Here is a 19,604-nt window from a genome sequence, read left to right as displayed (position 1 = left end):
TCTATCAATCTTGGACTATTGAAGTCCAAGATTATTTAAACAGTCCAAGCTCGTAAGTTATAAAGAATAATGCAAATATGCTAAGATATGCAAGTCCTGTGATTGATAGATAGTATAAAAAGCCCTTTACCTTATGTTGTCCTTTGCTTAAGACAAGGCTTAAATTTAGCCACGCAAATATCGGCGTAGTAACAAACGAAGCTATCATTGCAAATCTAACCATCGGCCCAAGGGCGTTGTTAAACATCGAAATGATAAAAAAGCCTATGACGCTTGTTATGATAACGCACAAGTTAAAATAAACAAGCTTTGTTTGATCCTTACCTAAAACTAGCCTGATGCTTTCACAGTTTACCCTAGAATACCCATCTACAACCGTGATGGTAGTGCCAAACATACACATAAATGCTATAAATGCGATAAGCCCTCTAGCCCATTCGCCGATAGTCGCAGCATACATATTTATAAATTGATTTATATATGCCACACCTCTAGTCTCGACCTCTACTCCTGAGCCATACTGCACAAGCGCACCAAGAGCTAAAAACACAAGTGCCAAGATAGCTGTTCCCACATAGCCTACGTTAAAGTCAAGCAAGCCATCTTCGTAAGATACTCTTTTTATCTTTTTCTTTGCTATTACCCACATTGAATTAAGTGCTGAGATCTCAATTGGCGCAGGCATCCAGCCCATAAGAGCGATGATAAATCCAAGTGCTCCAAGCTGCCAAGGCGAAGGCTCTATAAAGTCAGGTGTCATAACTCCGTCAAATCCCGTCCTAGAAAATGCGATCAAAACCGCCCAAACCGTAGTTGCGGTAAGCGTTATCATGATAAGTTTTGAAACCGTATCAAGCACGCTATATCTACCTAGTAAAATGATGGCCATGCTAGCTGATAATACAACCACGCTTAGCATTGTCGTGCTTGCTTTAAACGGCAATATAAAGCTTAAAATCGCCGCTGTTATCATGCTAACGGCTGCGGTATTCACAACAGCTGCAAAGAGGCTAAGCACTAAAAATATACCGATATAAAAGCGTCCTTTTTCGTAGTAACCCGTAAGTAGGCTGTGTCCGTTATCAAGGGTGTATTGTGTGCCAAATCTAAAAAATGGGTATTTAAAAAGGTTTGCTAGTATGATAATGATAGCTAGCTGCCAGCCATATATCGCACCTGCTTGTGTGGATGCGATGATGTGCGATCCGCCTACCGCGGCCGAAGCCATAAGTATGCCAGGACCTAAAGCTCCAAGCTTTGAGCCTAGGGTAGAAATTTTCTTTTTGCTCATAGAATTACCTTTAAAATTTAACTCAAAATACACAATGAGTATAAAATTTATATTAAATTTTTTTTAAGTCTTAATAATAGCATGTTATTAGCAAAATAGTATATATTTTTTCCAAAAATTTGTAATAATTTTTTCTAAATTACACATTCTTTTAAATTTTCTCTTGACAAAAGATAGCGTTTTTAGTATAATCAGACTTCGTTTTTCAAAAATGTCTTGTTAGCTCAGCCGGTAGAGCATCTCACTTTTAATGAGGGGGTCGTTGGTTCGAATCCAACACAGGACACCACTTTTTCGGGTTCATGACCCTTTCGTCTAGTGGCTCAGGACTCTACTTTCTCTATGTAGAAACAGAGGTTCAAATCCTCTAAGGGTCGCCATTTATAAATTCATTGGTCGCTTAGCTCAGTTGGTAGAGCGCCACCCTTACAAGGTGGATGTCATAAGTTCGAGTCTTATAGCGACCACCATTATTCTTTAGGTGCAGCGGTAGTTCAGTTGGTTAGAATGCCGCCCTGTCACGGCGGAGGTCGCGGGTTCGAGCCCCGTCCGCTGCGCCACTCAAATTTCCATTTTTAATAGTGTCAAAGTAAAAACAGTAGCTAGATTTTATTTTTATTGAGTATAATAAAACGATATTAAAATAAAGATTTCACAAAATGGCTTTTAAATTTAAACTACACTTTTTATCAGCATTTAGGCAGTTTTTAGTCTACCATCATAAGTCGCTTGAGTTTCGCGCGAAAGTTTTTGCGGCGATATTGTCAGCTAAATTTGAGCCAGATGAGAGTGATTTTGAAATTTTACGTAAGATAGCAACTGAAATTTACGAAAACGATGAGAGTCGAAAGGCATTTTTGCTCCAAACCACACAAGAATACATCTCAAAGGTAAAAAGAAAAGATCATTTAACTCTTGATGCTCTCTTGCTTAGCATAGATAAAGACATGAAAAAGCATCGAAGGTATGCTAGTAAGATTGATTTTGCTCATCTTCGTCGCTTGATGAATGGTCATGAGGACGAAATTTTAATCCAACAACGTGTTTATGAATTTTTAATCAACGAGGTTAAAATTTACTCCCAAAACAACACTTGAGCAATATCATTGCAAATCAGATAAAAATACTCTACAATAATCAAAAACCGATAAGGAACTAAATGCAAGCCATATATCCGTATGTCCAGCTTTTGCACGTTATATGTGCGATAATTTTTCTAGGTTACATCTTCTTTGATGTTATTATATTTTCGCGTTTAAAGGGTATTTTGGGTGATGAATTTGATAGAGTTAAAAGTGCTATTTCCAAAAAAGCTATCAAGATCATGCCATTGTGTCTTTTGCTACTGTTTTTAACCGGTGGTATGATGATGAGTACATGGGTTGGCTCAAAAGCCGGAGGGTATTTTCAAACGCCTCTTCAGCAAATTTTTATGATAAAGGTTATTTTAGCATTTGTTATAGGTGCGGGAGTCGTGATAAATTTAACTCACCGCACACTTGGCAAGCAGCCGCCTAAATTTTTACGTGAAAATTTACATAATATCGCTTTTGTTTTTGGATTTGTCATAGTCATACTCGCAAAAGTTATGTTTATGGTATGAGGTTAAATTTGATTGATATTTTAATCAATCAAATTTTAGCTTTTCATTTGGATAGCGGTTTGAAGCATCTCATCGCTTGTTGTGATACTTTTTGAGCTAGCGTCGTAAGCCTTTTGCGTTACGATTATTTCCGTTAGTGCAGAGCCAAGATCGACGTTGCTCATTTCAAGCATATTTGATGATATCCTTGAGCCGTATATAACATCTCCCGCTTTGTCTTTGTAAAAAAATGCCTCTCCGGAATTTGCTGTTGCAGAGTAGATGTTATCTCCCATTTTGGCTAGTCCTTGGTCATTTTGGAAGTGGTAAAGCGCTAGTTTTGCCACAGGAAACATCCTTGTGTTGTCAAAGATAGCCAGTATATCGCCGTTGTCATTCATCTGATAGCGTTTTAAAACGCCCTCTTCATACCCGTTTTTAGTTATGCTTATGTTTTTGTCGCTGTTTGCGGTACTTATAAGACCGTCATAGACGCTAGAATCGCTAGAGCCTAGAAAATTTAACTTAACGCCGCCCACACTTGTTAGTGTGTTTGAAACTAGTGTTCCTTGCGGACCAAAGGTCATTATGCCTTGTGATGAATTTAAGACATTGCCGTTTTTATCAGTCATCGTTGCGGTCGCGTTCCAGAGGGTTTGGTTACTTGTTTGAGGGACTTGTTTTTCTAAATTTATGGTTATTAAATTTATCGCTCCGTTTTCACCGTAAGCTTGCGTGCTAAATTGTTGAGTGTTGGCAACCTCTTTGCTCGAAAATATACTAACTTCGGTGCTTATCGTATCAAGGTCTAGGTATTTTATATCTTGATTTTCTAAGCTCCATTTGCCGTTTTTGTCAAGTTGAGTTGTAAATTCACTAAATTTACCGCTCGCATCGGCAATTTTTACCGTGACGCTATCGTTTTTCTTATATCCGGTGCGGGAGTTGCTAAGCTCAAGTGCGCCACTTATGCTTATGGTTTTTACATCTTCGTCTACACTTTGCGTGTATGTGTCTTTGCTAAGTTCGCTTTTTTCTATCTGTGTTTTTACTGTGGAGTCTAAGTTGCCTCTAAAATTTACAAGCGTTGTCGGCTCGGAAGCGAGGTATAAAAAGCTTGGTAGCTTTATGGCTGATTGTGCACTTTCAGAGCCTAAATTTAAGCTATCTACCTTAGATATCGTATAGGCATTTTGAGCACTTTGTCCGGATCCGCCAAAGGTGTTTAGCGCACTTTGGCTTGGAGTTACGGCTGATAATTCATTTATCGTGCCTAGGACAAAATTTCCAAAAGTATCGACTAAATTTCCAGCCGCATCTATGTCGAAATTTCCCGCTCTTGTGTAGTATGTTTTGCCGTATCTATCTAAAACTCCAAAAAATCCATCGCCTTGTATGGCAACATCGAAATTGTTATCGGTATTTTGATAAGATCCGTTGCTCATGTCAAGTGCAGTTGCTTGTTTTACGGCACCTAGTCCTACTTGATCGGTTGTTGGCTTGTTGCCGGCAGAATACATTGTTTGATAAAGTATGCTTTTGTATTCCGGAGTAGAGGCTTTAAAACCGACGTTATTGATGTTTGAGATGTTATTTGCCCAAACATCCATGCCAAAGCTCTGGGTTTTTATCCCGGAAACACCGTTATAAAGTCCTCTCATCATGATTTTATCCTCTGTTTAGCAGTGCATTGTATTCTGCTTCTGCCTCATCGGCTAATGCATTTTCTGTAGCTAGTGCACTTTCTGCGACACTTTGTTTAGGTGTTTGGTTGTTTGTTGAACTTGATGATGTATTAGTTTGTTTGTTATTTAAATTTACTTCTTCGTAATATTCTGAAACATCATCTGCGGATATGTATTCGCCTGCTATTTTTACCTGGGCTTTACCATCTATAAATTTAACGGCTTCAACAGGATATGAGCCGTATGTTGCAGTTTTAGCGTTGCCTTCGCTATCTGTGTAATTAACCTTAACGGCATATGTTCCTGTGCCGGCTTTTGTTCCGCTGTTTGTGATCAAATTCCAGTTAAAGGTATTTGTTCCGGCATTTTGCGACCCGATACTTTCGGTTCTTACGACGTTGCCGTTGGAGTCTGTTATGCTTAGCGTTCCGCCTGTGGCATTAGATGGGAAGTAGATAGGGATCGTTAAATTTACCGTTTCTTCCGTTACGCTTACTCTATCGGTGCCGATGTTTGCCATTTTTCCAAGCGCGGATAGGGCATACATACTTGAGTTAGCTTGTAATTGCGATACAAGTTCTTTCATGGTCGAGTTTGTGTTTTCTTGCATTTCTAGCGTGGCTAGTTGGCTTGTTTGTGTTAGCATTTTTTCCGTATCCATAGGTGAAGTCGGGTCTTGATACTGAAGTTCTGTTAGTAAAAGCTTTAAAAATGCGTCTTTGTCAAGTTGTGAACCGGGATTTGTCCCGTCTGCGCTTGCAAGTTTTGCTGCGTCTTTTTTGGCTTGTATCTTATCTGCTGTAAATTGTGTTTGAACGTCGGCTACGCTTGCCATTTTTTATCCTTTTAAATTTTTAAACATATCTTGGTATAACAAGCTCAAGCAAATTTTGTTCCGCTTCTTGTATCTCTTCACTCTCTTGTGCTTGTTTGTTTTGGTTTTTGTAGGCTTGTTGACCCTTTTCTTGTCTTTGGCTTTGGTCGTTAAAATTCATCTCAAGTTCGGTAAATCCCATATTTACAAGGCTGTTTTTAAACTCGGCTTGATTTTGTAAAAACAAATTCATTGTAGCCGTGTTTGAGTTGAAATTTATGTGCAGGTTATTTCCGCGGTTAAGCATTGTTATCTCGACTTCGCCTAAATTCATCGGATTTAACGTGATATTTACCCTTGTTAGCGGTGCTTTATAGTTTTGAATTTGCTCTTTTAAATTTTCGCTAAAGTTGCTAAAAGTCTCTTTTACGAGAGCTTTTTCTTGTATCTGTGACCTAGCTGCGCTTGATATGTCGCGCACCATGGAGTTTAGGGGATTTTCATCTTGGATTTGAATTTCCTCGCCTTGCGTCATGCTTTCTTGCGCTAAATTTTGCTCCCTTTCAGGGTATAAAAGCGACTGTAAATTTATATTTTTTTCGTTTTTTACACTTAAATTTTGAACTGTTTTTATGGCTACTTCTTCGGTATTTGTCGTTTCTATAGCCTCATCTATCATGTTTTCTGATGTTTGCAATGTTGGCGTTTTGGTTTGTGATGTTTGGGTTTGCTGTTTTAAATTTGGTTTTACCTCTTTTGAAATTTCATGCAAAAGAGCGTTTAGCTTAACAGGCTCTGTGCTTTCATTCATGCTGATGGTTTGCTCGACTTGATTTTTAAGTTCGCCACTATAAATGTTTTGTGCTTGCGGCAACACGGGCTTAAAAAACTCCTTGTTGGCTAGTCCTTTAAACATCTCGCTTAATGTTTCTACATCGTCGTTCGTGATAGTGAGATTTTCAAGTCCAAGGTCAAATTTCTTAGCAAGATCAAGTAGATCCGTGATACTTTTTACCTCGCTAAGCTCTTTTACGTTTGCGCTATTTGATAAAAATGCGGCTATTTTATCGCTAAAATTTGGGAATTTGCTTATCTGCTCGCCACCGTTTAAAATTTCTAAAACTTGCAAGAGCTGCATGAAATTTGCATTTTCATAAAGTTCATTTTTGGTGGTTTCGTCTAAGTTTGCTAGGTCGGTTAGAATTTTATTTTGCTCTCCGACTTGTGTTTCTTCTTGAATTTTTATCTTGTCATCTATCGTTTTTACGATCTCTTTGATATCTTTTTCGTTTATACTTTCGCCTTTGTTAGCTTTGTTTGACGCGGCGTTTAGTATCATGGATAAGAACTCACTATCCTCTTTGTTGTTACTTTTAGAAGAGGTTTGCTTTTTAGTCGGTGCAACGTTAAGCAGGTCTATGGGGTTGCTTGATTTTAGGGTTTGCATATCTTGCCTTTGTTTATTTCTAAAAGCAGATATGCAAAATTTGTTCCAAAATTAGAATTTGTATTTAGCCGTAAGAGTAGCTCTTAGTCCTTCTCCGTAGTAAGCCCAGTAGTTTACCGCAGAAATATACTCTTTATCCGTTAAATTTGTCGCGTTAAGTGCGAAGTCCCATTTTTTATACGTGTATCCGATCATGGCATCAAGCAAGGTGTATGAAGGAACTCTGTAGTCAGGATAGTATTGGTTATCGACCGTGCTACCCACATAGCGTAGACCGGCTCCTGCCTTGATAGTTCCTAGCTGACCCAGTTCAAATTTATACGTTAGCCAAGATGAAAGTGTGTCTTTTGGCATCATTTTCGTTCTTATGGTTTGTGTTGTGCTAAGGTCGGTTTTCGTGCTGTTATAGTGAGTGTATGATAGTAGCCAGTTTAAATTTTCAAGTAGATTTACATTGGAACTAAGCTCAAAACCTCTTGAAATTTGCTTACCAACCTGTCTACCAAATGCGCTTCCATCTGCAATATTTGAATTTTCAAGCTTTGCATCAAAGTAAGAAGCCGTAATTTCCGCATCTATGAAATTTGGCAGATATTTTACGCCGACTTCAACTTGTTTACCTTCAAGAGGCTTAGCGTTGCCGTAGTTATCCGTAGCCGTTGGTGGCGTAAATGACTCAGAATAGTTTGCAAACGGCATAAGTCCTAGCTCCTCAAATACATACATCGCACCTAGTGAAAATGTCGTTTGGTTGATCTTTTTGCCGTTTAAGCCCGTGTTGTTCATATTAACGGTTGTCTTTGTTTTATCGTGACGGATGGCACTTGTTAGGATCAAGTTGTTGTAAATTTTAGCCTCATCTTGTAGATAAAAGCCAACTTGGCTTTGGTTAAGATTAAAGCCCGGCACTATAGGGCGTGCTTGATAAATTCTAGCAGGATTGTATTTGTTTAATGGGCTTAACATGCCGTCGCCGTAAAAACCGCTACCTTTCATTTTACGATAGTCTATGCCAAAAATTACCTTGTTTTCAAAATTGTCGCTTTTATAGTCATACGCTAAGCGATTATCAAATGTATGTGTTTTTATAACCGCATCAGCTACGCTTCCGTATGGTTGTGCTACGCCTGGCGCGCTATCAAAAAAGTAATACGCACCAAAATAATCCTTATCTTCTTCTATAAATTTATAACTTGAAGTAAAATTTAGACTGTCGTTAATGTTATGAGTTAGCTCATATCCTGCCGTGTAGTAATGACGCTCAAGGCTATCGTTTGTGGCACCATAGCTTGTGCTAGGGCTTATCTTGCCATAACCCTCGTTTACGAGTGTGCCTTTAACGGAAAAAAACGGTTGTGAACCGGTGCCCTTATCTTTTGTGTATGATGTAAGTAGCGTAAGAACGGTTTCATCACCAAGCAAGAACATCAAACTAGGAGCTATATAGTAGTGTTCGTTTGTTACGTAGTCTATCTCGCCGTCTTTCTTTTCATAGTCGCCGACTAAACGAAATTTAACTCTATCTGTATAAAGGTTGTCGCTTGCGTCAAAAAATACACCGCGTTGGTTTTTGCTACCAAGTTTAAATCCAACTTCCGCAAAAGGTGAATTTGTAGGACGTTTGCTGATTAAATTTATAATACCGCCGGCATTTGACGAGCCAAAAACGGTAGAATTTGCACCTTTAAGGATCTCTATGCTTTCATAGCCATAAAGATCCGGTTGATAGCCAAAATACCCGCCCTTATACGGGCTTGAGCCGTCAATCGTCATTGTCGCGTCAAAGCCACGTATTTTAAGCCACTCTGCACTTGTATCTATGTCAGCGCCGTAAAGCTGACCTACCGCACCGCTTTCATACTTTATGGCTTCATCAAGTCCTTGTGCGCCTTTTTCTTCCATCTGTTCTTTGCTTATAACAGATGTTGAGCTAGGCGACATATACTCGACTTTGCCGCTTCCTTTAGCCACTGAGCCGACTATGGATACTTCATTAAGCACGACATTTTCCGCCGCTAGGGCGCTTATAGCTGGTAGGCTTAAAAGCCAAACAAATTTTTTCATTTTTCTCCTTTTAAATTATCTGATTTTTCTCATTACAATTACAAAATAAAACGATCCGATGATCGTTGCGATCAGGCCTGATGAAATTTCATAAGGCGTTATCAAATTTCTACCGATAAAGTCGGCAAACAGCATTATCACGCCTCCTAAAAATGAGGCGGCTAAAATTTGTGCTCTTACTTTAAAAAAGCCTAAAAAACTAGCCAAATGTGGAGCCAAAAGTCCTACAAAACTAACAGGGCCGATACTTAAAGCCATTATCGCTGACATGATCGCACAAAATCCAAACAAAATAATCCTATATCTAAAAATATCAACCCCAACAGCTCTAGCGTTTACTTCGCCAAGGTTTAAAATTTCTATCTCGCGCGAGAAGAAAATTCCAAAAATAACCGTGATCACGCAAAAGCCAAAAAGTAGCAAAGAGTGAAAAAACGTAACCGAGTAGGTGCTTCCGCTCGCATACGCTATAAAGTTATAAACTCTGCTGTCGCCAACGGCTAATAAAATTTGCCAAGTCGCACTTACAAACGATATGATGGCGATCCCGGTTAAGATCACTTTTTGCGGAAGCATACCGTTTTTGTAGTTTATAGCCACCATGATCCCCAAGACTGCACAAGCGCCTACTATGCCAAGAGGCACGCTTAAAAACGGAGCGAAAAATATAGCCGCCAGCACACCAAGACTAACGCCTGAATTTATACCAAGAAGCTCCGGGGACGCCATCTCGTTTTGGCTTAGGCGTTGCAGGATAACACCAACAACTCCAAGAGCTATACCGCTTGCAAGAGCGGCTAAAACCCTACTAAATCTAACCGACAAGATCTCAAATCCGCTAAAATTAAAAAATAACGAAAAGCCAAAACAAAACATCAAAATACCAAATACAATGTAGATAAAATATGACTTAGCTTCTTTTGTGCCAGATCCACTTTCGCCGCTTTTAGCTATGCTCTCATGCTCTTTTATGCCGTAAAATATCATCCATAAAAGCAAAGGCGCTCCCAAAAACGCACTAACGCTACCGGATGGTAAATTTATGCTTGTTAGGTTTAAGATGATAAGCAGCAATGCGTCCGTGATACCAAGAAGCAAAGCTCCTAAAATCCCGCTATAAAAAAGTTTTAGCAAAAAGGAGTTTATCTTAAATCTACCCACGATAGCACAGGCTCCAAGTCCTATAAAACCTATGATGCCTACATGAGCTACGACGATAGCGCTTAGATATGCGGCGATTAAAAGTCCTAGAATTCTCATTTTTGTAACATTTACGCCAAGAGCCTTGCATGTGCTATCTCCTAGGCTAAAAAGCTCAAATGAGCGCGAAAAAATAAGTATAAGTATAAAAATCGGCAGGAAGTAACCGAGCATAAAAATGAAATTTTTAGTCCCTTCTTGAGCTAAGTCTCCGCTTAACCAAATGGCTACTTTTGCACTCTCTTCGTTAAAAAATATAATTAAAATTGTGCTAAGAGAGCTAAAAAATAGCCCGATGATAAGTCCTGAAAGTGTGGTTGTAAAAACCGAAAAGCCTCTTCCTAAAGAGAGTAAAAATAGTATGGATAGGGCTAAAACCGAGCCTAAAAATGCCGCTGCTATATCGCCAAATACTAAATTTGGAAAAAGAAGGCTAAAGACTAAAAGCATAAAGCCTGCGCCATTTGAAACTCCAAGCGTGCTGTCGCTTGCAAGCGGGTTGTTAGTTATTTGCGCCATTAAAGCACTAGCAAGCGCCAAAAATGCACCGCTTAGCACGGCTACGCCAAGACGTGGCAATGTGTAGTTAAAGATGACTAAATTTTTGATGCTGTTTTCGTATTCGCTTAGGGCGTTAAATTCCAAAAATACAGCAATGGCTGCAAGTAGGGCAAATATGACAAAAAGAGTGATACTAAGGTTTTTCACTGCTTATCTCCAAGTAAAGAGATTAGTGCTTTGGCAAATTTTTGCATACTCAAATACGCCCCGGCTCCCCAAACAGGCTCAAGCTCAACATAGTCCTTAAACATATCAAGAGAGGCAAATAGTGAGTTAAATTTTATCTGCTCTTTTAAATTTATAGGATTTGGTTTTATGATGATGGCTTTTGTATTTTTAGGCAGTTTAAACAGCGAGGTTACGGGGATAGTTGCTATGTCCCATAAATTTGTTTCAAATTCATTTGAGAGTGCATTTTTTAGACCAAGCTTGGATAGCGTGATACCATAAATGCTGTTAGTGCCGTAAATTCGAACTCTTTTGCTATCTATAAACTGTATAACTGCAAATGTATCGTCTTTTAAATTTGTTACTTTTGCACTTAAGGAGTTAAAAAATTTATCATTTCCATCTAACAAATTTTTTGCTTCGTTCTCTTTGTTTACGAGTTTTGAAATTTCAAGTGTTGCTTCTTTTAAATTTTCTTCTAAATTTCCGCTTTTATAAGCGTCGATCACTATTATTTTGGTATTTGAAAGATGTTTGGCAAGTGCGGTTATGTTAAAGCTAAAAAATGAAGGCACAATGACGATATCAGGATCTAACTTTATAAGGCGTTCGATATTTGGCTGCATCCTAAGACCAAGATCAACGACATCTTCACCCAAATCAGGCTCGCCGACCCAAATTTTATAAGAGTTCTTATCACCAACGGCACTTGGCTCATAGCCGATAAATTTTAAAATTTCAGCTGCCGTCCAGTCGGTGGACACGACTTTTATTTGTGCGTGTAAAACACCAAAAAGCAGAGCAAGTAAAACAAGAAATTTCATTAAAAAACCGCTATGTTTTGTTTACTGACAGGATGAGTTATGATGCTTGCCTTTATTCCATAAATGTTTTGAAGATACGCACAGTTCATTATATTTTTTGCATTTATATTATAAGTTAGCGTGCCGCCCTTTAAGGCTATTAGATCATCGCAGTAAACAGAGGCTAAATTTATATCGTGAATGACTATTATAATACCTAAATTTCGCTCTTTACTTAGTTTTTGTATGAGTTGCATAACTTCGATTTGATAGGAGATATCAAGCGGAGCTAGAGGTTCGTCAAGTAGCAGAAATTTACTCTCTTGAGCAAGCAACATAGCTAAAAAAAGACGCGACTTCTCTCCTCCTGAAAGCGTGGCAACCTCTTGGTCTTTAAATTTTAGAGTGTTTGTATCTTTTAGTGCCTCTAAGACTATCTTGTCGTCTTTTTCTTTATCTCTTATAAAACCGCTTTGATGAGCGTATCGCCCCATGCTAACAAGCTCATATCCGTTAAGATGTGCTGTGTTTGGTAAAGTTTGCGGAAGATAGGCGATTTTTTTTGCAAATTCTTTAGAGTGATATTCATTTATGTTCTTATCGTCTAGCCAAACTTTACCCTCATAGCCTTTTTGCTGATTTGCTAGGATTTTTATAAGTGAGCTTTTCCCAGAGCCATTATGTCCGATAAGACCATAAATTTTACCACTTTGAAATTTTAAATTTAAGTTGGTCAGTATGGACTTGTTATTGATTTTAAAGCCGAGATTTTCGGTATTTAGCATAGATAGTAACCTAAAATACAAATAATAATTTTTATCATTATAACCAAGATAAACTTAATGTAAAATCAAAAAATATTAGCCTATCATAATATGAAATTTAAAATTTAAAACGTAAATTTATCTTTTTTTAGATATAATCGACCCTCGCTAAAATATGAATTATACTTTTTAAAACCGCGAAATCAAACCTAACAAGCTTAGGAAATGGAGAAAACATTGGAAAATATACGAAATATCGCCGTTATCGCTCACGTCGACCACGGCAAAACCACGATGGTAGATGAGCTACTTAAACAATCAGGCACATTTAACGACCACCAAAGCGTTGGTGAGCGCGTTATGGATAGCAACGACATCGAGCGTGAGCGCGGTATCACGATCCTTTCGAAAAACACGGCGATAAAATACAAAGACACCAAGATAAACATCATCGACACCCCGGGACACGCCGACTTTGGCGGCGAGGTCGAACGCGTGCTTAAGATGGTTGATGGCGTTTTATTGCTTGTCGATGCGCAAGAGGGCGTTATGCCTCAAACAAAATTCGTTGTTAAAAAGGCTCTTTCACTAGGTCTTCGCCCTATCGTTGTAGTAAACAAGATAGACAAACCGGCAGGCGATCCTGATCGTGTTATAAATGAAATTTTCGACCTTTTTGTAGCACTTGAAGCAAACGACGAACAGCTTGAATTTCCCGTAGTTTATGCAGCTGCTAAAAACGGCTATGCAAAACTAAGCTTAAGCGACGAAAATGTAAACATGGAACCACTTTTTGAAACGATCTTATCTCACGTTCCTGCTCCAAGCGGTAACGATACAAACCCGCTTCAACTTCAAGTTTTCACGCTTGATTATGATAACTATGTAGGCAAGATAGGCATCGCAAGAATTTTCAACGGTAAAATTTCGAAAAATCAAAACGTAATGTTGGCAAAAGCCGACGGAAGCAAAACAACTGGTAGAATTTCAAAGCTAATCGGCTTTATGGGGCTTGATCGTGCTGACATAAATGAAGCAGGAAGTGGTGATATCGTTGCGATAGCGGGTTTTGAAGCACTTGATGTCGGCGATAGCGTAGTTGACCCTGCTAACCCAATGCCACTTGATCCTTTGCATATCGAAGAGCCGACCCTTAGCGTTGTATTTAGTGTAAATGACGGTCCGCTAGCCGGAACGGAGGGTAAGCATGTAACTTCAAACAAGATAGATGAGCGTCTGCAAAACGAGATGAAAACAAACATCGCAATGAAGTATGAAAACGTAGGCGAGGGCAAATTTAAAGTTAGCGGTCGTGGCGAACTTCAAATCACAATCCTTGCCGAAAATATGCGTCGCGAGGGATATGAGTTCTTACTTGGTCGTCCGGAAGTTATCGTAAAAGAGGTTGATGGCGTAAAATGTGAGCCTTATGAGTTGCTTGTTATAGATGCGCCTGATGATTGCACGGGAACGGTTATAGAAAAACTAGGTAAAAGAAAGGCTGAAATGACCTCAATGAGTCCAACTGGAGACGGACAAACTAGGATAGAGTTTGAGATCCCGGCTCGTGGTCTTATCGGTTTTAGAAGCCAGTTTTTAACAGATACTAAGGGCGAGGGTGTGATGAACCATAGCTTTTTAGAATTCCGCCCGCTTTCAGGAACTGTTGAACACCGCACAAACGGCGCACTTTGTAGTATGGAAAACGGCGTGGCTCTTGCTTATTCGCTATTTAACTTACAAGATCGCGGCGTTCTTTTTATCGACCCGCAAACAAAGGTTTATACAGGCATGATCATCGGCGAGCATAGCCGTCCAAATGATCTTGATGTAAACCCTATAAAAGGCAAAAACCTAACAAACGTTCGTGCTAGCGGAAGTGATGATGCTATCAAGCTTGTTCCACCGCGTAAACTTAGCCTTGAACGCGCGCTTGAGTGGATAGAAGATGATGAGTTGGTTGAGGTAACTCCTATAAATATCCGCGTTCGTAAGCGCTATCTTGATCCAACAGAACGCAAAAGAAAATCAAAAATTTAACCCCTTTAACAACCCCTAAAAATGGGGTTGTTAAATTTAAAGACTAAACTACACTATGCAAAATTTAAATACAGAGTATAAAAGTGAACGAATTTTAGGTGCAAATAGACTCGGTATATTTTGGGCGAATTTTAAAGACGGTAAATTTACGCACATAAGCGATTTTGAGGGTGATAAGTCGCCAAATATACTAAACTACGCACTTCCCGAACTCTTGCAAAGTAAAACAAGAGTGCTTTATCCTATGGTTAGAAAGAGCTATCTACAAAACAACGGTGTGTCAAAAAATGAGCTTAGAGGAAAAGAGGAATTTGTCCGCGTTAGCTGGGACAAGGCTCTTGATCTTGCAGCAAAAGCCTTAAAAGATAGTTTTGAAAAATACGGCGCACAAAGTATCTACGGCGAGTGCTACTGGTGGGGTGGTAGCGGTAAGATCGGCTTTGGTAGAAGTGTCGCACATAGGATGTTAAGTCTACTTGGCGGATATGTAAGAGAAAGTGGCGACTACTCGACCGGAGCGGGGCTTGTTATCATGCCTCATGTGCTTGGAAGTAGTGCGGTTTATGACAAGCCTACAAAATGGAAAGCTGTCATAAAAAATGCCAAAAATGTTGTATTTTGGGGAACAAATCCTATCATAACATCTCAAATTTCAGGCACACCGCCGACTCACGATGGATATGAGTGCATGAAAGAACTTAAAAATACAAAAAATATCAAATGCTATAGCGTCGATGTCATGACAAATGAGACGGCTAAATTTTTTAACTCGGAAAATATCATCGTGCGCCCAAATACCGACGTCGCGTTAATGCTTGGGATGTGTCATTATTTACTTGTTAATAACCTATATGATGATAAATTTATCACAACCTATACTGTGGGATTTGATAAATTTAAAGCCTATCTGCTAGGTCAAAGCGACGGTGTGGTTAAAGATATCTCTTGGGCTAGTAAAATTTGCGGTGTAGATGCGCAAGATATTATTGATTTTACTAAAAAAATCTCTCGTGAAAAAACAACGATCCTAATTGGTCGTTCTCTTCAAAGAGCTGATCACGGCGAGCAGGTGTTTTGGGCACTTGTGGCACTAAATTCCATGCTTGGGTATATCGGCATGGAGGGACTTGGTTTTGAATTTAGCCTAGGATATAGTGCAAGCGGGGCGCAGGATAAGATAGCGCCAAAGCTAAAAAGCATAAATTCTAATCCAAATAAAAATGCAAAACTCATAACCATACCATCATCACGCTTCATAGAGGCTCTTGCAGGCGAAATAAAAGAGCTTGATTATAATGGAATTAAGATAAATTTACCCAATATAAAGGTTGGCTACTTTGCTTCCGGTTCGCTTTTTACCAGACATCAGGATGTAAACAATATTATTAGAAACTGGCATAAGCTTGATACTGTTATAACCGCAGAACCTTACTGGACTAGCACTGCAAAACTAAGCGACATCGTCTTTCCGGTAGCCCTTGAGATAGAAAGAAACGACATAAACCAAAGCTCAAATACAAACGAATACATCCTAGCATATAAACCGATAACCACACCTGCAGGAGAGAGCAAAAGCGACTTTTGGATATGCGAGCAAATTTGCAAACGCTGGGGGCTTGGCGAGGCTTTTAGCGAGGGTAAAGATGAGCTTGGCTGGATGCGTGAAATTTATAATGAGGCAAAAGAGGATGCAAAAAAACTTGATATAGAAATGCCAGAATTTGACGAATTTTATCAAGAGGGTTTTGTTAAATTTGATAAAGACAACAAAGATAGCGAGCTTTATACTAGACTATCGGACTTTAGAGCCGACCCTAAAAAATTTGCCCTTAACACTCCGTCGGGAAAGATCGAGCTTTACTCGGAGGTTATAGCTGGTTTTGGGTATGAAGACTGTCCGGCTCATCCTGCTTGGCTCGAGCCTTTTGAGTGGTTGGGAGATGAAGAGCTAACGGAAAAATATCCGCTTCATCTAGTAAGCGCCCACTCAAGATACCGTCTTCACTCGCAGTTAAATAACTCGGTGATTGGGGAATTTGCAAGCGTTGCATGCCGTGAGCCTATCTTGATAAATCCGCAAGATGCAAATTTAAGAGCTCTGCAAAATGGCGATATAGTAAGAGTTTTTAGCGCCAGAGGGGAGATCTTGGCGGGGGTTTTTATAAGTGAAGCCGTCCCTAAAAATGTCTGTGTGATATGCGAGGGAGCTTGGTATGATCCAGAAATTTTAGGCGAAGAAAGTCTTTGTAAACATGGTTGTGTAAATGTCTTAACCCGCGATAAAGGTAGTTCAAAACTATCCCAGAGCAACACCTCTCACACGACTTTAGTACAAGTTGAAAAATTTAAAGGCGAGATAAAGCCGATCACTGCATTTTCTAAGCCAAATATAGTAGAAAGTATTTGAAATTTAAAGCAAAAAAGCGGGTGTTAAACCCGCTTTAAATTTTAATTTTTAAGCTGTAAGAGCGTATTTAACATCTCATCGCTTGTGGTGATTGTTTTTGAGTTTGCTTGAAAGCCGCGTTGGATTACGATTAGCTGTGTTAGTGCGCGACTTAGATCGACGTTACTTTGTTCTAGTTTAGCAGCCGCTATGCTACCTCTGTTGCCAGAACCTGCTACGCCTACTACCGCTTCACCTGAGTTTGCCGTTCTTGAAAATACGTTTCCACCCTCTGCTTGTAAGCCTTCGTTATTTGTAAACGTGGCTACGGCAAGTTGAGCCAAGCCAAAGCTTTGTCCGTTTGTGAACGCGCCGATTATCGTGCCTGATTCGTCGATTTTGATATCTTTTAGCGTTCCACCCTCATATCCGTCTTGAGAGATAGACTCTGTTCCTGAGTCTTTATCAAAGCTTGTTAGACCGTTAAAATCGGTTCCAAGACCAAAATTTAGCCTTACGCTTTGTCCTGCTTGTGAGCCGTTGTTTGCCGTGAAGGTAAAGCTTGCAGGATTAAAGCTCGCTAGTGAGCCGTCCGGGTTAAATCTTAACGAGCCTGTGATGACGTTTGCAGGACCTGTGCCGGAGAAATTTATCTCTGCCGGTTCTGGGACCTGGATAACCATATTCCACTCTGTTCCACCGTCGTTTGTAGTGCCTGTTTTTGCCCATTTTACACTTACGGTGTGTTTAGAACCTAGCGAGTCGTGTATCTCTATGGTAGAACCATGCGCGCTCATAGTAAGTTTACCGCTCGTTCTTACTGCTTGTCCTGGGCTCATAGCTCCTTCAAGGGCGCTCATTATAGTTGTTAGTCTTGTGTTTGCGTTTACTGCGGCAACATTTGCGCTAGCCTCTTTTGTAAGGGCTGTTACTGTTAGATATAAGGCTTTATCGTGCTGGCCGTCGCTTGGGTTTTCTAGCTGAAATTGACCCTCTGCATTTACCGTGATCTTTACTCCGTTGTTTAAGTCTTTGAGTGCCGCTAAGCCTGCCGCGTGCTTTGCGTCGTTTGTACCTGAAGTAGCAGCTACGGCATTGTCATAAAGTACTTTATAACGACCGGTAAGTGCGGCCGAGGCATCGGCTAGACTGCCACCGCCAGCTACGTAAGCATTATTTGCTGTTGCGACTTCTTGTGGGTTGTTAAACGCATCAAGTGCCGCTAAGCCTGCCGCATGCTTTTGGGCGTCTGTTCCTGTTGTGTTTGCTACTGCTGTGTCGTATGCGGTTTTGTAGTTGCCTACTAGTATCGCTGAAGCTGCGGCTAAGTCACCGTTACCGTTTTCATAAGCTTCGTTTGCTAATGTATATTGTTCTACGGCAGTTGCATCGGCTATTACGCGACCGTCGCCATTGTAGTCTACAAACTCTCTAGCATCTCTTTGCATAGCGGCTCTTAGGTCTTCGGTTGTAGTTACTCTTCTTGGTATAGAGTCGTCTGCTTGGTGGTTTGCCGTAATTTGAGAGCTATTGTAGATGTATTGGTATGCCGTTATAACCTCTATGTCTCCAAGTCCTGCTACTGTGTTACCGCCGTTTACGGTTAGGTGTATATTTTTTGTGCTTGCTGTTGTATTTGAGTTGTTTCTGTTTATAAGTGTTAGTTGATTGCCGCCTGAAATTTCAGCTCTAACACCAGTTAGGTTATACTGCTCGTTGATCTTAGCCGCAACATCACTGATAGAAGTCATAGCGCCTGTTGCGCTTGTTATCCTTGTGCCGTTTAATGTTATGTCAAGCGTTGAAGCGGCTATGCCTCCGACATTGGCTGTGCCAGGACCGTCTCCGACTGTAAATGGAGTAGCTTTAGCGTCTGCGTAACTTACCCAAATGCCTTGGTTATTTCTTAGAGCAATACCGTTTCCTAGCTCATCAAAAAGCACTCCTAGATCGACGCCGCGCTCAGTTAAAACCTGCTCGTTGTTTGAGTTTGTATAAAAAGAGTTGCTGTTTACGTCGTTTTCTACGTGAACTTCAGATAGATCGCCGATGCCGTCGTTATCATAGTCTCTATATCCTGTAACCGAGTCTAGCGAATAGATAGGTATACTTCTAGTTCCTATGTCGTTACCTGAGTCTAGGTTACCTTTTACCGTAACTACTGTTGTAGCACGTGCAGGGGTTGTTAGTCCTTCGCGTATCACGATGTTGCTTATAGGTCCGGTTGTATCGATAGAGCCGGTTTCTTCATTTCTTGTCCAGCCTTGTGCGATATAGCCGCTGTTGTTTACGAAATTTCCCGCTTTATCTCTTACAAAGTCACCATTTCTTGTATATAAGTCTGTTTTGCCACCGTCAGGGCTAATAATGAAAAAGCCGTCTCCTTGAAGTGCTACGTCGGTATTTTTGTCGGTTGATTGAAGTGTGCCTTGGCTAAAAATTCTTGTAGTTGATTGAACCGTTGTTCCAAGACCTATTTGCATGGCATTTTGACCACCCATCTCCCCTTGTGGAGCAGTTGCGATACGTGGAGTTTGGCTTATCATGTCTGAAAAATTTGCTCTGTTATATTTATAGCCTACGGTATTGACGTTTGCGATGTTGTTACCTTCAACGTCCATAGCAATTTGGTGAGCTTGCATACCTGTTACGCCTGACCAAAGTGATCTCATCATGGCTTTATCCTTTAAATTTTTAAATTCTTTGCTCATATAAGCAAAAGATGTTCCAAAAATAAAGATGAGAAATTTGATTATAAAAAAGAAAACAAGATCGCCACTAAAAATTTGCAACGATCTT

The 19,604-nt window shown here is 39.9% G+C and carries 12 protein-coding genes, 4 tRNA genes and 1 pseudogene; 8 read left to right on the top strand and 9 right to left on the bottom strand.

What is annotated here, in order from left to right; translation table 11 throughout:
• Positions 1–31: 31 nt before the first annotated feature.
• On the bottom strand, positions 32–1,291 hold the full coding sequence (locus CCAL_RS09105) for an NRAMP family divalent metal transporter (RefSeq protein WP_169938536.1): 1,260 nt from the start codon (positions 1,289–1,291) through the stop codon (positions 32–34).
• A 213-nt stretch (positions 1,292–1,504) separates the two neighbouring features.
• Between CCAL_RS09105 and CCAL_RS09100 the strand changes: the two genes are divergently transcribed.
• The 6 genes from CCAL_RS09100 to CCAL_RS09075 all read left to right on the top strand — a co-directional run bounded on the left by CCAL_RS09100 (position 1,505) and on the right by CCAL_RS09075 (position 2,894).
• Positions 1,505–1,580: transfer RNA gene (locus tag CCAL_RS09100), tRNA-Lys, on the top strand.
• A 15-nt stretch (positions 1,581–1,595) separates the two neighbouring features.
• Positions 1,596–1,671: transfer RNA gene (locus tag CCAL_RS09095), tRNA-Glu, on the top strand.
• A 14-nt stretch (positions 1,672–1,685) separates the two neighbouring features.
• Positions 1,686–1,761: transfer RNA gene (locus CCAL_RS09090), tRNA-Val, on the top strand.
• A 13-nt stretch (positions 1,762–1,774) separates the two neighbouring features.
• Positions 1,775–1,851 (top strand) — tRNA-Asp (locus CCAL_RS09085).
• 99 nt (positions 1,852–1,950) lie between these two features.
• Positions 1,951–2,388 (top strand): hypothetical protein, encoded by a 438-nt coding sequence (locus tag CCAL_RS09080; protein WP_169938538.1) that lies wholly within the window; start codon positions 1,951–1,953, stop codon positions 2,386–2,388.
• Between the two features lie 62 nt (positions 2,389–2,450).
• Positions 2,451–2,894, top strand: coding sequence for a copper resistance protein CopD (locus CCAL_RS09075; RefSeq protein ID WP_169938540.1), 444 nt, complete (start codon positions 2,451–2,453; stop codon positions 2,892–2,894).
• A gap of 35 nt (positions 2,895–2,929) precedes the next feature.
• Here the strand turns inward: CCAL_RS09075 and CCAL_RS09070 are convergent, their stop codons facing one another.
• From CCAL_RS09070 to CCAL_RS09040, 7 genes and pseudogenes are all read right to left on the bottom strand, one after another.
• Complete coding sequence (locus CCAL_RS09070) at positions 2,930–4,537, bottom strand: flagellar hook protein FlgE (protein ID WP_169938542.1); 1,608 nt, start codon at positions 4,535–4,537, stop codon at positions 2,930–2,932.
• A gap of 4 nt (positions 4,538–4,541) precedes the next feature.
• A complete protein-coding gene (locus tag CCAL_RS09065) occupies positions 4,542–5,393 on the bottom strand; it encodes a flagellar basal body rod modification protein (RefSeq protein ID WP_169938544.1) in 852 nt (283 codons plus the stop codon).
• 19 nt (positions 5,394–5,412) lie between these two features.
• Positions 5,413–6,819 carry a flagellar hook-length control protein FliK gene (fliK, locus tag CCAL_RS09060; protein WP_170016311.1) on the bottom strand — a complete coding sequence of 469 codons (1,407 nt, stop codon included), beginning with the start codon at positions 6,817–6,819 and terminating at the stop codon, positions 5,413–5,415.
• Positions 6,820–6,870: 51 nt separating this feature from the next.
• On the bottom strand, positions 6,871–8,883 hold the full coding sequence (locus CCAL_RS09055) for a TonB-dependent siderophore receptor (protein ID WP_170016313.1): 2,013 nt from the start codon (positions 8,881–8,883) through the stop codon (positions 6,871–6,873).
• Between the two features lie 15 nt (positions 8,884–8,898).
• Positions 8,899–10,791 (bottom strand): iron ABC transporter permease, encoded by a 1,893-nt coding sequence (locus CCAL_RS09050; protein WP_170016315.1) that lies wholly within the window; start codon positions 10,789–10,791, stop codon positions 8,899–8,901.
• Positions 10,788–11,636, bottom strand: coding sequence for an ABC transporter substrate-binding protein (locus tag CCAL_RS09045; protein ID WP_170016317.1), 849 nt, complete (start codon positions 11,634–11,636; stop codon positions 10,788–10,790). The genes CCAL_RS09050 and CCAL_RS09045 overlap by 4 nt, the downstream gene beginning before the upstream one ends.
• A 257-nt stretch (positions 11,637–11,893) precedes the next feature.
• Positions 11,894–12,400: pseudogene (locus CCAL_RS09040) on the bottom strand (ABC transporter ATP-binding protein); the annotation flags it as partial.
• Between the two features lie 216 nt (positions 12,401–12,616).
• Here CCAL_RS09040 and typA point away from each other — a divergent pair.
• Positions 12,617–14,419, top strand: a complete 1,803-nt coding sequence (gene typA, locus CCAL_RS09035; RefSeq protein ID WP_169938555.1) for a translational GTPase TypA — start codon at positions 12,617–12,619, stop codon at positions 14,417–14,419.
• A 55-nt stretch (positions 14,420–14,474) separates the two neighbouring features.
• Positions 14,475–16,826 (top strand): molybdopterin-dependent oxidoreductase, encoded by a 2,352-nt coding sequence (locus CCAL_RS09030; protein WP_172285152.1) that lies wholly within the window; start codon positions 14,475–14,477, stop codon positions 16,824–16,826.
• Between the two features lie 41 nt (positions 16,827–16,867).
• Here the strand turns inward: CCAL_RS09030 and flgE are convergent, their stop codons facing one another.
• Positions 16,868–19,480 (bottom strand): flagellar hook protein FlgE, encoded by a 2,613-nt coding sequence (gene flgE / locus CCAL_RS09025; RefSeq protein WP_170016323.1) that lies wholly within the window; start codon positions 19,478–19,480, stop codon positions 16,868–16,870.
• Between the last annotated feature and the right edge of the window lie 124 nt (positions 19,481–19,604).

The organism is Campylobacter sp. RM6914, from assembly GCF_004803835.1.
GTDB classification, from domain to species: domain Bacteria; phylum Campylobacterota; class Campylobacteria; order Campylobacterales; family Campylobacteraceae; genus Campylobacter_A; species Campylobacter_A californiensis.
Note: the sequence above shows the minus strand (reverse complement) of the source record. Positions and strands in the feature narration are given on the sequence as shown.

Bases quoted from the DNA above. Each gene is read 5' to 3' on its own strand.
- CCAL_RS09105 (WP_169938536.1), bottom strand. From the start codon at position 1,291: ATGAGCAAAAAGAAAATTTCTACCCTAGGCTCAAAGCTTGGAGCTTTA.
- CCAL_RS09080 (WP_169938538.1), top strand. From the start codon at position 1,951: ATGGCTTTTAAATTTAAACTACACTTTTTATCAGCATTTAGGCAGTTT.
- CCAL_RS09075 (WP_169938540.1), top strand. From the start codon at position 2,451: ATGCAAGCCATATATCCGTATGTCCAGCTTTTGCACGTTATATGTGCG.
- CCAL_RS09070 (WP_169938542.1), bottom strand. From the start codon at position 4,537: ATGATGAGAGGACTTTATAACGGTGTTTCCGGGATAAAAACCCAGAGC.
- CCAL_RS09065 (WP_169938544.1), bottom strand. From the start codon at position 5,393: ATGGCAAGCGTAGCCGACGTTCAAACACAATTTACAGCAGATAAGATA.
- fliK (WP_170016311.1), bottom strand. From the start codon at position 6,819: ATGCAAACCCTAAAATCAAGCAACCCCATAGACCTGCTTAACGTTGCA.
- CCAL_RS09055 (WP_170016313.1), bottom strand. From the start codon at position 8,883: ATGAAAAAATTTGTTTGGCTTTTAAGCCTACCAGCTATAAGCGCCCTA.
- CCAL_RS09045 (WP_170016317.1), bottom strand. From the start codon at position 11,636: ATGAAATTTCTTGTTTTACTTGCTCTGCTTTTTGGTGTTTTACACGCA.
- CCAL_RS09030 (WP_172285152.1), top strand. From the start codon at position 14,475: ATGCAAAATTTAAATACAGAGTATAAAAGTGAACGAATTTTAGGTGCA.
- flgE (WP_170016323.1), bottom strand. From the start codon at position 19,480: ATGATGAGATCACTTTGGTCAGGCGTAACAGGTATGCAAGCTCACCAA.